A 12,990-nucleotide genomic window follows, 5' to 3' on the forward strand; every position below is an offset into this window, starting at 1 on the left:
CCGGGTCAGGCGAACAGGGCCTGGCCGACGTGCTCGCCGGGCTTCGCGCCGGGCGGGACCGCGAACAGCGCCGAACCCGTGTGCTGCAGGTACTCGCTCAGCCCGTCCTGGCGGGCGAGCTTGGTCTGCAGCGGGATGAAGTGGGTGCGCGGGTCGGTCACGTACGCCATGAAGAACAGCCCGGCGTCGAGGCGGCCGAGGTTCGTGCTGCCGTCGACGAAGTTGTAGCCGCGACGGAGAAGCTGCACGCCGTCGTTGTTGTCGGGGTGCGCGAGGCGGACGTGCGCGTCGGTGGCGACGACGGGCTGCTCACCGCGCCCGAGCATCGCGAAGTCCGGTTGGGCGAACTCGCCGCCGCCGGACAGCGGTGCGCCCTCGGCCTTGGTCCGGCCGATCACCCGCTCCTGCTCGCTCAGCGGCTGACGGTCCCAGGTCTCGATGGTCATGTTGATCCGGCGGGTGACCAGGTAGGAGCCGCCGGTCAGCCAACCCGCCCGCGGGTCCGCGCCGCCGGGCACCCACACGTGGGCGTCGACGCCGGCGGGGTCCTCGGCCTTGAGGTTCATGGTGCCGTCCTTGAACCCGAAGAGGTTCCGCGCCGTGACCTGGGAGGTCGACGTGGACGACGTCCGCCCGAAGCCCAGCTGCGACCAGCGCAGGGCGGCCCGACCGAAGGCGATGCGGGAGAGGTTCCGGATGGCGTGCACCGCGACCTGCGGGTCGTCCGCGCAGGCCTGTACGCACAGGTCGCCGTCGGAGCGGGACTCGTCGAGGTTGTCGCCGGGGAACTGCGGCAGCCGCTTGAGCGCGGCCGGGTGGCGGGCGGCGATGCCGAACCGGTCGGTGCCCGACTCCCGGAACAGCGACGGCCCGAAGCCGAAGGTGATCGTCAGGCCGGAGGCCGGCAGCCCGATGGCCTCGCCGGTGTCGTCCGGGGGCGCGTCGTACGGGCCGGAGGTGGGGCCGTACTCGCCGGCGCCCTCGCCCTGCGTCATCCGCGCAGCGGCCTCGGTCCAGTCCTGCAGGAGCGAGACGAGCTCGGCGCGCGAGGAGGTCGTGACGTCGAACGCGGCGAAGTGCAGCCGGTCCTGCGCGGGCGTCGTGATGCCCGCCTGGTGCTCGCCGTAGAAGGGGTAGACCGGAGGTCCGGCGGCCGGCTTCGGGGCCGGGGACTCGGCGGCCCGGGCCACGCCGATGCCGCCGGCGAGACCGACGGCCGCACCCGCGATGCCCGCGCCCGACACCCCCAGCGCGCGACGGCGGGAGAACCGCCAGCGGCTGCGCGGGACCTGCTCGCCGACCGGTTCGGTCGTCGGGGCGGGCGTGGTGTCGGGACGCGTCTCGTCGGGCACGGTCAGCGGGTCACTTCCTCGGAGCTCAGGAGACGGCGGCGGTCAGCTTGGACAGCGGCTCGGCCAGCGCGTTCACCGAGTCGGACAGCTTCTTGACGTCGCTCTTGCTGACCTCGTCGTAGAGCTTGAAGCCGTCGCCCGACTTCTGCTGGTCGAGCAGGGTCTGCAGCGCCGAGAAGCGCGTGTCGAGCTGGGTGTCGAGCGCGGGGTCGCGCTGCTGCAGGATCGGCCGCAGGCCCTCGTACGCGATCCGCGCGCCGTCGACGTTGGCCTGGAAGTCCCACAGGTCGGTGCGCGACCAGTACTCCTCCTCGCCGGTGACCTTGGTCGTGGCGACCTCGTCGAGCAGGCCGCGCGCGCCGTTGGCGATCTGGTCGGTGGTGAAGGTGAGCGTCCGGGTGCGGTCGTAGAGGGTCTTGATGTTCTTGGCCAGGTCGTCGGCGTAGGTCGCGCGGGCGCTCGTGCTCAGCGCCTGGTAGCCCTTGGCCCGGGCCGGCCACAGGTCCTTCTCGATCCGGTGCCAGCCGGTCCACTTCTGGCCGTCCTCGAGGTCGGCCTCGCGCAGGTCCGTCTTCGGGTCGAGGTCGCCGAACGACTCGGCCACGGGCTCGATGCGCTCCCAGTGCTCGCGGACCTCGGGATAGAGGGCGCGGGCCTTGGCGTCGTCGCCGGCCTTGTAGGCGGTGACGAACTCCTCGGTGCCGGTGAGCAGCGAGTCGGTCTGGTCGCGGACGTACGAGGCGTAGTTGGCGTTCGCGACGGCGACGAGCTCGCCGTCGTCGCCGCTCGCGGAGGTGTTCTCGCCGGAGTCAGCCACGGCGAAGGGTGCCCGGATGCCGTCGCCGACCATGCCCGGCTTGCAGGCGGTGAAGTAGCCGCCGGCGGGGGCGGTGAGCACGAGGTCGCGGGTGATGCCCGGGCCGATGTTCTCGATCTCGCCGACGATCCGGAGGCCGTCGCCGGCCAGCAGGTAGAACTCGTTGATCTTCGAGCCGCTGTTGGTGACGGTGAAGGTCAGCTTGCCCGAGGGGGCGCCGGTGCCGGAGACCGTGCAGGCGGTGTCGCTGGCCGCGACGGTCAGGGTGCGGGGGTCGGCCGACGGTCCGTCGCCGGAGGAGGACTGCGTGTTGTCGGTGCAGCCGGACAGCACCGGGAGCACGAGCAGCGCACCGGCGGTCGCGAACGGGGCGAGGCGGCGCATCGCGGGCCGCGCGGTGCGCGGGCGACGGGTCGTCGGGACGAACACGGGTCAGTTCCTTCCGGAGGCCACGGGCTGCGCGGACGCAGGGGCGGCGGGACGAGGGGCGGGCGCGGCGCGGTGCCGGCCCTGGCGGACGAAGACGGTGAGCACGGGCACGACGTAGCAGACCCAGGCGACCGCCTCGAGGACCGTCGTGGCGGGGGAGAAGTTGAAGACGCCCTTGAGCACGGTGCCGTACCAGGAGGTCGGCGGGATGACGTGCGAGACGTCGAAGGCGAGGGTGTTGAGCCCCGGCAGGATGCCGGCCTCCTGCAGGTCGTGCACGCCGTAGGAGAGGACCCCGGCGGCGACGAAGATCAGGAAGATCCCGGTCCAGAAGAAGAAGCGGCTCAGGTTGATCTTCACCGCGCCGCGGTAGGTCAGGTAGCCGAGCACGACGGCCACGGCGATCCCGAGGACCGCGCCGACCAGCGGCTGGGCGCTGCTGCCGGTGGTGCCCGTGGCGGCGGAGGTCGCGGCCCACAGGAAGATCGCCGTCTCCAGGCCCTCGCGGCCCACGGCCAGCATCGCGACGATCGCCAGCGACCAGGCGGTGCCCTCGGCGGCCTTGTCGACGGCGGAGCGCAGCTCGCCCGACAGGGTGCGGGCCGTCCGCGCCATCCAGAAGATCATCCAGGTGACGAGGGCGACGGCGACGATGGACAGCGAGCCGCCGATCGCCTCCTGCGCGGTGAAGGTCAGGCCCTTGGGACCGAAGGTCAGCAGCGCGCCGAAGCCGAGGGACACGATGATCGCGACCCCTACGCCGAGCCAGATCCGGGGCAGCAGTGACTGGCGCCCGGTCTTGACCAGGTAGGCGATGAGGATGCTCACGACGAGCGCGGCCTCGAGGCCCTCGCGCAGGCCGATGAGGAAGTTGGCGACCATGCTGGGCTGCTCTCCTCGGTCCGGTCGGGCGGCTGGTGCTCTGCGGCCCGGGGGGGCTGGTCGACGGAGCGGCTCCTAGGTGAGCCTCGCCTAAGTTAAGCCACCCTTACCGTGCTCGGCAACCAGTGTGACGCGGCAGACAGAGTTAGGCCACGCCCGCGTGCCGAAAAGACGAGGCTGCGGGTCAGGCGCCGGTGCGGGTCCAGGCCGTGCCGCGGGCCCGGAGGCCGAGGGTCGTGGCCCGCGTGGCCATGAACACCGCGTACGACGCCCACACCCACGCGAGCCCGACGCCCAGGTGGTGCACGACGAGGGCGACGGGGAGGTAGAGGGCCAGCGAGACCAGGCCGGCCAGCGCCAGGTAGCGGGCGTCCCCGGCGCCGATGAGGATGCCGTCGAGGACGTAGACGATCCCGGCGAGCGGCGCCTGCAGGGCGACGACGAGGACCACCCGGCTGACCAGCTGCTGCACCTCGGGGTCGGGCGTGAACAGCCCCACGTACGCCGGCCGCGCCACCACGAGCGCGAGGCCGAAGACGAGCCCGGACACGACGCCCCAGCCGAGCATCCGCCGGGTCAGCGCCCGGCCCAGCGCCACGTCGCCGCCGCCGAGGGCCGACCCGATGAGGGCCTGCCCGGCGATGGCGACGGCGTCGAGGGCGAAGGCCAGCAGCGTCCACAGCCCGCCGACGACCTGGTGCGCGGCCAGGGTGACGGCGCCGAGCGCGGCGGCGACGAGGGTGTTCGTGGTGACGGCCGCCTGCAGGAGGGCGGTGCGGACGACGAGCCAGCCGCCGGTCCGCGCGACGGAGAGGATCCCGCCCGGGCGCAGGGCCAGCGTCGCTCCGGCCGCCCGCGACCGGCGGACGACGACGGTCACCACGACGACGGCGGCCCCGGTCTGCGCGACCAGCGTGCCGAGCGCGGAACCGGCGATGCCCAGCCCGACGCCGTAGACGAGGGTGACGTTGAGGACGACGTTCGCGAGGTTGGCCGCGACGACGACGACCAGCGGCGTACGCGCGTCCTGCAGCCCCCGCAGCACGCCGGTCCCGGCGAGCAGGACGAGCACCGAGGGCAGGCCGAGCGCGGCGACCCGCAGGTAGGTGGTGGCCAGCGCGGCGACCTCCGGCTCGACGCCGTAGAGGCCGACGACCAGCGGCAGGGCCAGCTCGAGCCCCAGGGCGAGGACGACCCCGACGACGACGGCGAGGACCAGGCCGTCGAGCCCGCCGGTCAGCGCGGCGAGGCGGTCACCGGCGCCGAGCCGGCGGGCGACGGTGCCGGTCGTGGAGTAGGCCAGGAAGATCGACAGGCCGACGAGGACGTTCAGGACGTTGGAGCTGAGCCCCAGCGCGGCGAGCGGGGCGGTGCCGAGGTGCCCGACCACCGCGGAGTCCACGAGCAGCAGCAGGGGCTCCGAGACCAGGGTCGCGAAGGTCGGCAGGGCGAGGGCGAGGATGCGCCGGTCGAGCGTCCGGGCGGACGCCGGACCGGCGGGCGTGGAGTTGTCCACAGGAGTTGTCCCCAATGTGGAGAATCACACCGGTGTAAGCAGGTGCTCCCCGGAGCGTGCGGGAGGCGGTGCGGTCAGCGCCAGAGGGTGGCGAGGCCGAACGCGGCGGCCATGCCGCCCATGCCGATGAGGATGTTCCAGTTGCCGAGGTCGCTCATGAGGGGCACGGCGTCGCCGGCCACGTAGTAGACGATCAGCCAGGCGACGCCGAGGAGGCCGACGGTGATGAAGGTCGGCGGCACCCAGCGACGGCTGGACGGTGCCTTGACCTTCTTGGCCTTGGCGACCTGCTGCTTCTTGACCTTCTGCTTCTCGTCGGCAGACTTCCGTGTGCGGGACTCGGGCACGACCATCTTCCTCAAGCGCTGGGGAGGCTCCGCCCCGACCGGGCAGGCCCGCGGGTGGGCCGGTACCTCACTTCGAGCCGTTAGCGTAGTTGCTGGTGGGCCCCGGGGCGACGTCCCGAGCCGACCGCCGCGCGTGGCGCCGCTCCCGACGGGGTCGGACGCCACGTGAGCCAGCAGTCAGGAGAGCGAGTGCCGCAGGACGCGCACACGTGGGGCGACCGCGTGGTGGCGGCCCTGCTGCGCGGCCGCGAGGCCAGCCGCCGACGCCGGGCCGGCCGCCGTCCGACCGCCCGCGCGCTGACCGCCGGGGTGTGCGCGATCGCCGCCTTCCTCGTCGTGGTCAGCACCGTGAACGCCCGGGGCAGCGACCTCCGGCCCGCCCGCAACACCGACCTCGTCAGCCTGGTCGCCGACCAGTCCCGGCAGAACGCGCAGCTCACCCGCCAGGTCACCGACCTGCGCGCCGAGGTCGACGCCCTCGCCGACTCGGAGAACGCGGGCGCCGGCTCCGACCTGCCCCAGCAGCTCCAGCGCCAGGAGGCCGCGGCCGGCCTGACCCCGGTGACGGGCCCGACGGTCTCCGTCACCCTCAACGACGCCCCCTCGTCCGTGGCCGCGAACGGCGTCGACGCCGACCTGCTCGTCGTCCACCAGCAGGACATCCAGGCCGTCGTGAACGCGCTCTGGGCCGGCGGCGCGGAGGCGATGACCATCCAGGGCCAGCGCGTCATCTCCACCACCGGCATCAAGTGCGTGGGCAACACCGTCGTCCTGCACGGCGTCCCCTACGCCCCGCCGTATGTGATCAGCGCGATGGGCGACCAGGACCGCCTCGAGAACGCCCTCACCACCTCCGAGCCGGTGGACATCTACCGCCAGTACGTCGCCGCGTACGGCCTCGTCTACTCCGAGGGCCGCGAGGCCACGGCCACCTTCCCGGCCCACGAGGGTTCGCTCGACCTCCAGCACGCCGCCCCGCTGACCACGAGCGCAAGCCCGCGCTGAGGGCCGAGTTCCCCATCCCAAGCTGGGCTCCTCACTCCGAGCGACCACTGGTCACGTGGGGATGGTGGGAGTGGCGATAGGAGCCCCCAAGTGACCAGTGGTCAGCGACGGCGGGGGTGACCCGGGCAGGAGCTCGGCCTTCTGGCGGTACGGACAACACCTGAGGCCGCTCGGACAACAGGTCGGACAACACCGGTTTGTCACCCTGAGCCTGTGAAGGTCCACAAGATCGACAAAAGCCCGCCTCACGTACGCCGCCGCCGGTAGCGTGTCGATGTCGGCCTCGGGGGAGTCTGCGTGCTAAGGGGCGGGTCGACGCGCCGACCTGTCCGAGCCTTCCCCCGCGTGGAAGGACTGCGATGAAGATCAGAACCCTTGCCGCCGTGATCATCGGTGTGCTGCTCGTGCTCCAGGCTCCGCGGGCGCCGAGGCCTGTCCGGGATGAGCGCGGGCTCAGCCAGTCGGCCGAGACGGCGATCCTGCTCGCCGGCGCGGTCGTGGTCGCCGGGATCGTCGTCACGGTCATCACCGCCTTCGTCAAGTCCAAGCTCCCGAAGTAGCTGTGCGCAGGAGCGGGCAGCGCCCGGTCAGGGCCGACCAGCGCGGCCTCAGCTCGTCCACCCAGCTGGCCGTCGTCTTCCCGCTGCTCATGCTCCTGACGCTGGGCATCGTCCAGGCCGGACTGTGGCTGCACGCCCGCAACGTCGCCCAGCGTGCGGCGACGTCCGCGGTCGACGTGGCGCGCGGCAGCTACGGCACCGCGGGAGAGGGCGAGCAGCGCGCCCGCGACCTCGCCGCCGCGGCGGGGCTGACCGACGTCGTCGTCCACGTCGACCGCGGACCCCAGCGGGTCACGGCCTCGGTGACGGCGCACGCGACGCTGGTGCTGGACCTGGGGCTGGGGACCGTCGATGAGACCGCGTCGGCGCCGCGCGAACGGGTGAGCAACCCGTGACCCCCCGTACGCCCACGCGGTCCGGGCTCGGGGAAGCCGGGTCCGTCGCCGTCGAGATCGCTCTGCTCGCTCCCGCCCTCGTGCTCGTCCTGGGGCTCCTGGTCGCGGGCGGGCGCCTCTGGTTCGCCCGGACGACCGTCGTCGAGGCGGCGCAGACCTCGGCCCGGGCCGCGTCCCTGGCCCGCGGACCCGCCGAGGCCTCGGCGGTCGGCGCCGACGCCGGACGCCAGTCGATGACGACGGCCGGGCTGCGGTGCGCGCAGAGCTCGGTGCGGGTGTCCACGGCCGCCTTCGCGGTCCCCGTCGGGACGCCGGCCACCGTGACCTCCGACGTCACGTGCGCGGTGCCGTTCGGCGACGTCCTCCTGCCCGGCCTGCCCGGCACCCTCAACCTCACCGGTCGCGGCAGCGCGGCCCTCGACACCTACCGGGCGCGATGACCGGCCCCGCCTCCGGGCCCCGCCGCGACGAGCGGGGCCTGACGGTGAGCGTCTTCGTGCTGCTCGTGCTCGCGGCTCTCGTCGCCGTCGCCGGGCTCGTCGTCGACGGCGGGCAGAAGGTCACCGCGGCCAGCCAGGCCGAGGCCGCCGCCGACGGTGCGGCCCGCGCCGCCGGGAACGCCGCCGCCACCCAGCGCCTCGCCGGACGGGACGGGGCCGGGGCGGGCGTGCTCGCGGCCAAGGCGTACCTGGCGGGCCAGCCGGGCGTCACCGGTTCGGTGAGCCTGTCCGGCGGCGTGGTCCGGGTGAGCACGGCGGCGACCGAGCCGACCGTGTTCCTGTCGGCGATCGGCATCGTCGAGGTCACCGGGACGGGCGCGGCGACGGCCAGCATCGTCCCCACCGGCAAGGAGCGCTGAACGTGAGCACGGACGTCGACCAGTCGCGCAACGGCACCCGGCCGGCCCGGCGCAGGACCGCCCGTCCCGCCGTCGACGGGGCACCGTCCGTCCCGGTGCCGCCGCGCCTGCCCGGCCGCCGGAACCCGCGCTGGGTCGCGCTCGGGGTGATCGCCATCTGCCTCGGCGGCCTCCTCGCGTACGCGGTCTACGCGCGGGTCAGCACCGAGACCCGTGTCCTGACGCTGTCCTCGACGGTCTACCGCGGCGAGGTCGTCGAGGCGGGGGACCTGACGAGCGTCGTGCTGCACGGCGACCCGCCCGGGCCGACGGTCGCCGCGACCGACCAGGCCAGCGTCGTGGGCCGGCGCGCCGCCTTCGACCTCCCCGTCGGCTCGCTCGTGGCGCCAGGCTCGCTCACCGACGCGACGGTGCCGGACGCCGGCCGCTCGGTCGTCGGCCTGCGTCTCGCCACGGGACGCGCGCCCGCCACCCTGCTCGTGCCCTCGGCGCCGGTGCGGATCGTCGCGCTGCCCGCGCCGTCCAACGGGACCGGCGCGGCGGACTCGCTGGTCGGCAAGACGTACGCGGGCCGTGTGGTCGGGGCGACGCCGGGCGCGGACGGCACCTCGACGGTCGTCGACGTCGAGGTCGACGCCGGGCAGGCGCCGACGATCGCGTCGCTGGGGGCGCAGGACCGGATCGCGCTCGTCCGCGACGCGGGGACGTGACGACGTGGCCATCCTCCTGCTGACCTCGGCGGCCGGCTCGCCCGGCGTGACGACGCTCGCCGTCGGGCTCGCCCTCACCTGGCCGCGCCCGGTGCTCCTCGCCGACTGCGACCCGGGGGCGCACCAGGCGGTGCTCGCCGGCTACCTGTCCGGCCAGAGCGCGGGCGGACGCGGCCTGCTGCGCGTGGCCGAGGCGCACCGCGACCGCCGCCCGCTGCGGGAGGCGGTGCTCGACCAGAGCCTGCCGATCAGCGGTGAGGACGGCGAGCGGCAGCTCTTCCTGCCGGGCTTCAGCCGGGCGGCGAGCGCGGGCCTGTTCGGCGGGGTGTGGGACGACCTGGCCGACACCTTCGACCGGCTGGGGGAGGTCGGCTACGACGTCATCGTCGACGCCGGCCGCCTGGGCCCGCACGGGCTGCCCGGCCCTCTGGTCGAACGCAGCGCCGTCACCGGGCTCGTCCTGCGCACGAGCCTGCGCGCGGTGATGGCGGCCCGCGTCCACCTGCCCTCGCTCACCGAGCAGGAGCGCCTGAGCACCGCCGGGCGCACGGGCCTCGTGCTGGTCGGCGAGGGCCGGCCGTACGGGCGGCGCGAGGTCGCGCAGGCGCTCGGGGTCGGCGTGCACGCCGTCGTCCCCGACGACCCGCAGGTCGCCGCGCACCTGTCGGACGGCGAGCCGCGACCCCGGCGCTTCGACTCCTCGCCGCTGGTCCGCAGCCTGCGCGCCGCGGCCGGGGTCCTGGCCGGCCGGATGGCGCGAGCGAGCGAGGTGGTGGCGCGGTGAGCGTCGACGAGACCTCGGCGACCCGGGCGGAGGAGACGTCCGACCCGGGCGTGCGCTCCCTCGACGAGATCCCGCTGCTCGTCGAGTCGGTCGCCGAGGCCGAGGGCGCTTCCAGCCCGGTCACGCGACGGGCGCTGCAGTCGTACGGGGCCTTCCGTCGCGACGACCTGCGCGCCGCGACGCTGCCGCTGCCCACCGCGGAGCTCGACTGGCCGCAGGTCGTCCAGCTGCGCCGGCGGGCGTCGGAGGAGATCGCCGGCGAGAGCGAGCACCAGCTACGCACGACCGGGACCCCGATCACGGGCGACGACCGCCTGCTGCTCGGACGTTCCGTCATCCGCCGGGTCGTGGCCGAGCACGTCCGCACCCTGCACCGCGAGGGCGCGGCGCTCTGGTCGCCGGCGCAGGAGCAGGCGTACGTCGTCGCGGTGGAGGCGGCGGTCTTCGGCTACGGCCGCCTGCAGCCGTTGCTCTCGCTGCCCGACGTGGAGAACGTCGAGATCCACGGCTGGGACTCGGTGGTCGTCCAGCGCGGCGACGGCACGCGCGAGGTCATGCCGCCCGTGGCCGACAGCGACGCCGAGCTGGTCGAGGCCATCCGCTTCCTCGGTCAGAACGCCGAGCCGTCGCGCCCGTTCGACGACGTGCACCCGACGATGACGCTCGCGCTCGGGGAACGGTTCCGGCTGCACGCGATCGGCTTCGGGCTCTCGTACCGGCCGAGCGTGGTGATCCGCCAGCACACGATGACCTCGGTCTCGCTCGCCGACCTGGCCGAGACCGGGCTGATGCCGGTCGAGGTGGCCGAGATGCTCGACGCGGCCGTGCTGGCCCGCCGGTCGATCGTCATCTCCGGCGACCAGGGCGCGGGCAAGACGACCCTGCTGCGCGCGCTCATCGACGCCATCCCCGCCGACGAGCGGTTCGGCACGCTCGAGACCGACTACGAGCTGATGACCCATCTGCAGCCCGGGCGGCAGAACATCCTGGCCCTGCAGGCGCGGGTCGGCCACGGCGAGGCAGCGGCTGGCCGGGCGGTCGGTGAGTTCACGGTCGCCGACCTCATGCCCGAGGCGCTGCGGCAGAACCTGTCCCGCCTGGTCGTCGGCGAGGTGCGCGGCAGCGAGGCGGCGTCGATGTTCGAGGCGATGCAGGCCGGGACGGGAACCCTGTCGACCACGCACTCGCACTCGGCGTCGTCCACGGTCGACCGCCTGGCCTCCCGCGTCGCGCAGGGCGGGGTGCTGTCGGTCGAGGAGGCCTACCGCCAGATCGCGCACAACATCCACCTGCTCGTGCACGTCCGTCTCGTCGACGACGGGTGGCGCGGCGGGCGGCGGAGACGGTTCGTGTCGGAGGTCCGGCAGGTCGTCGGCGCCATCGAGAACGGGCGCCCGGTCACCCACCTCACCTACAGCGCCGGGCCCACGCCCGGCCAGCCCGCAGGCTTCTACCCCGACGCCGACTTCGCCGCCGAGCTAGCGCCCTTCCGCCGCGAGCTACCGGTGCGCCGGCACACGGACGAGGACGGGTGAGCACGTCGTGACCTCGGTCGTGGTCGTCCTCGCCGGGCTGCTGGTGTCCGCGGGCCTGGTCGGCGTCGTGGCCGGGTTCCGTCGGCTGCCGCCGCGGGTGCGGCCGGTCCGCGAGCGGACCCTCGCGACGACCTGGGCCAGGCTCACCCGCCGGCCGTCCGGGCGTGCGGGGAGGCGGCGGGACCTGCTCGTGCTCGGTAGCCTCGCCGGCGGCTTCGTGCTCGCCGCCCTGTCGGGCTGGGTCGCGGCGATCGTCGTCGTGCCCGGCCTGGTGCTCGCCCTGCCCTACCTGCTCCGCGCGCCCCGGCCCCGCGACGTCGCGCTGCTCGAGGCGATGGACCGCTGGGTCCGCACGCTGGCCTCCACGCTCTCGACCGGCCGTTCAGTGACGGACGCCATCCGCGTCTCGCGCCGGACCGCACCACCGGTCATCGCGGAGGAGGTGGAAGTCCTCGTGCTGCGGCTCAACAGCCGGTGGGACACGCGCACCGCGCTGCAGCGGTTCGCCGACGCCCTCGACTCGCCCGATACCGACGCGGTCGTCGCCGCGCTGATGCTGGCCGCCGGGCGAGGCGCGGCGGGAGCGGCCGCCACGCTGAACGCGCTGGCCGAGTCGATCCAGGCACAGCTGCGGGCGCGACGGGTCATCGAGGTCGAGCGCGCCAAGCCGTACGTGGTGGTCCGGCAGGTCACGGTGATCACCCTCGTGACGCTCGGCGGCATGTTCCTGCTGCGGCCGGAGTTCTTCGCGGGCTACCGCACGCCCGTCGGGCAGGCGGTGCTCGTCGTGCTGGTCGTGGTCTACCTCGGGTCGCTGCTGCTGATGCGGCGCAAGGCCCGGCAGCCCCGCCGACCGCGGATCCTCGTGGGCGGCGGGACGTGACGCCCGGCTGGGCCCTGCTGGCCGGGGTGCTCGTCGCGGCGGGGCTGGTGGCCCTGGTCGCCGGGCTGCGTCGCTCCACGCCCGGCCTGCGCGCCGCGCTCGACCGCGTCGGTGGTGCGGGTGGTCCGGCAGAGGCGTACGAGGAGGCGCCACGGCTCGGTTCGGCGTCCGAGCGGTGGGGCGCGCTGCTGCAGCGCCACGTCCCGGTCCCCCTGACCCCCGGCCAGCGCCGCGCGCTGCGCCTGCAGGACAAGTCGGTGGCCGAGCTCTACGCGGACAAGACGGTGATGGCCGTCATCGGCACGGTGCTGCCCGCGCTGCTGGGGTCGGGCGCGAGCTGGGTGCTGACCGGGCACGTCGGGGTCCTGCCCGCCGTCGCCGCGGTCCTCGGCGGGGCGCTGGGCTTCTTCGTCCCCGACCTGCTCCTGCTCCGGTCCGGTGCCGAGACGCGGACGGCCGCCCTCGAGGCGCTGCTGGTCTTCGTGGACCTCGTGACGCTCGAGCGGCTCGCGAACGCCTCCGCGCCGCAGGCTCTCCTGCGTGCCGCGAGCCTCAGCCAGGTCGGGCTGTTCGTGCAGATCCGGACCGCCCTCGAACGCGCGAGCCTGGAGCAGCAGAGCCCGTACGCCGAGCTGCGGCGGCTGGCGGAGTCGCTCGACCTGCCGGAGCTCGCCGACGTCGCCGACGTCATGCAGCTCGACGAGACGGGCGCCGCGCTGTCGGGGACCCTTCGCGCCCGCGTTCGCGAGCTGCGCGACGCCCACCTCACCGCCGAGCAGATCCGGGCGAGCGCCGACGCCGAGGGGATGACGATCTACATGACGCTGCCGGCCATGGCGTTCGGGCTGATCCTGCTCACCGCCGCCCTCCTGCAGATCGTCCTCGGATGAGCGCGGCAGGGCTCGGCGCGGCAGGA

At 74.3% G+C, this 12,990-nt stretch carries 15 protein-coding genes; 10 read left to right on the plus strand and 5 right to left on the minus strand.

The window, feature by feature from the left end:
* Window positions 1–5: 5 nt before the first annotated feature.
* The 5 genes from efeB to ABD665_RS11235 form a co-directional block, all read right to left on the minus strand.
* The gene (efeB, locus tag ABD665_RS11215; RefSeq protein ID WP_204910585.1) at window positions 6–1,352 is read right to left on the minus strand and encodes an iron uptake transporter deferrochelatase/peroxidase subunit; all 1,347 of its coding nucleotides are present in this window, start codon (window positions 1,350–1,352) and stop codon (window positions 6–8) included.
* Between the two features lie 25 nt (window positions 1,353–1,377).
* Entirely contained in the window at window positions 1,378–2,598 is a 1,221-nt protein-coding gene (efeO, locus tag ABD665_RS11220; RefSeq protein ID WP_344742348.1) for an iron uptake system protein EfeO, read from the minus strand.
* A gap of 3 nt (window positions 2,599–2,601) precedes the next feature.
* Window positions 2,602–3,480 carry an iron uptake transporter permease EfeU gene (efeU, locus tag ABD665_RS11225; RefSeq protein ID WP_204910584.1) on the minus strand — a complete coding sequence of 293 codons (879 nt, stop codon included), beginning with the start codon at window positions 3,478–3,480 and terminating at the stop codon, window positions 2,602–2,604.
* 184 nt (window positions 3,481–3,664) lie between these two features.
* The gene (locus ABD665_RS11230) at window positions 3,665–4,996 is read right to left on the minus strand and encodes an MATE family efflux transporter (RefSeq protein ID WP_204910583.1); all 1,332 of its coding nucleotides are present in this window, start codon (window positions 4,994–4,996) and stop codon (window positions 3,665–3,667) included.
* Window positions 4,997–5,070: 74 nt separating this feature from the next.
* On the minus strand, window positions 5,071–5,343 hold the full coding sequence (locus ABD665_RS11235; RefSeq protein ID WP_204910582.1) for a cell division protein CrgA: 273 nt from the start codon (window positions 5,341–5,343) through the stop codon (window positions 5,071–5,073).
* Window positions 5,344–5,532: 189 nt separating this feature from the next.
* Between ABD665_RS11235 and ABD665_RS11240 the strand changes: the two genes are divergently transcribed.
* From ABD665_RS11240 to ABD665_RS11285, 10 genes are all read left to right on the plus strand, one after another.
* Window positions 5,533–6,348: a DUF881 domain-containing protein gene (locus ABD665_RS11240; protein WP_344742351.1), complete on the plus strand. Its 816-nt coding sequence runs from the start codon at window positions 5,533–5,535 to the stop codon at window positions 6,346–6,348.
* 359 nt (window positions 6,349–6,707) lie between these two features.
* Window positions 6,708–6,908, plus strand: coding sequence for a hypothetical protein (locus ABD665_RS11245; RefSeq protein WP_204910581.1), 201 nt, complete (start codon window positions 6,708–6,710; stop codon window positions 6,906–6,908).
* A gap of 2 nt (window positions 6,909–6,910) precedes the next feature.
* Window positions 6,911–7,303: a TadE/TadG family type IV pilus assembly protein gene (locus ABD665_RS11250; RefSeq protein WP_204910580.1), complete on the plus strand. Its 393-nt coding sequence runs from the start codon at window positions 6,911–6,913 to the stop codon at window positions 7,301–7,303.
* On the plus strand, window positions 7,300–7,743 hold the full coding sequence (locus ABD665_RS11255) for a TadE/TadG family type IV pilus assembly protein (protein ID WP_204910579.1): 444 nt from the start codon (window positions 7,300–7,302) through the stop codon (window positions 7,741–7,743). The genes ABD665_RS11250 and ABD665_RS11255 overlap by 4 nt, the downstream gene beginning before the upstream one ends.
* Window positions 7,740–8,162 (plus strand): pilus assembly protein TadG-related protein, encoded by a 423-nt coding sequence (locus ABD665_RS11260; protein WP_204910578.1) that lies wholly within the window; start codon window positions 7,740–7,742, stop codon window positions 8,160–8,162. The genes ABD665_RS11255 and ABD665_RS11260 overlap by 4 nt, the downstream gene beginning before the upstream one ends.
* 2 nt (window positions 8,163–8,164) lie before the next feature.
* Window positions 8,165–8,872, plus strand: a complete 708-nt coding sequence (locus ABD665_RS11265) for a hypothetical protein (protein WP_204910577.1) — start codon at window positions 8,165–8,167, stop codon at window positions 8,870–8,872.
* A gap of 4 nt (window positions 8,873–8,876) precedes the next feature.
* Entirely contained in the window at window positions 8,877–9,656 is a 780-nt protein-coding gene (locus tag ABD665_RS11270; protein WP_204910576.1) for a CpaE/TadZ family protein, read from the plus strand.
* Window positions 9,653–11,191, plus strand: a complete 1,539-nt coding sequence (locus tag ABD665_RS11275; protein ID WP_344742356.1) for a TadA family conjugal transfer-associated ATPase — start codon at window positions 9,653–9,655, stop codon at window positions 11,189–11,191. The genes ABD665_RS11270 and ABD665_RS11275 overlap by 4 nt, the downstream gene beginning before the upstream one ends.
* 7 nt (window positions 11,192–11,198) lie before the next feature.
* Window positions 11,199–12,074 (plus strand): type II secretion system F family protein, encoded by an 876-nt coding sequence (locus ABD665_RS11280; protein WP_204910575.1) that lies wholly within the window; start codon window positions 11,199–11,201, stop codon window positions 12,072–12,074.
* Complete coding sequence (locus ABD665_RS11285) at window positions 12,071–12,964, plus strand: hypothetical protein (RefSeq protein ID WP_204910574.1); 894 nt, start codon at window positions 12,071–12,073, stop codon at window positions 12,962–12,964. The genes ABD665_RS11280 and ABD665_RS11285 overlap by 4 nt, the downstream gene beginning before the upstream one ends.
* Window positions 12,965–12,990: the final 26 nt, after the last annotated feature.

This window comes from Microlunatus spumicola, assembly GCF_039536445.1.
Lineage (GTDB): Bacteria > Actinomycetota > Actinomycetes > Propionibacteriales > Propionibacteriaceae > Microlunatus > Microlunatus spumicola.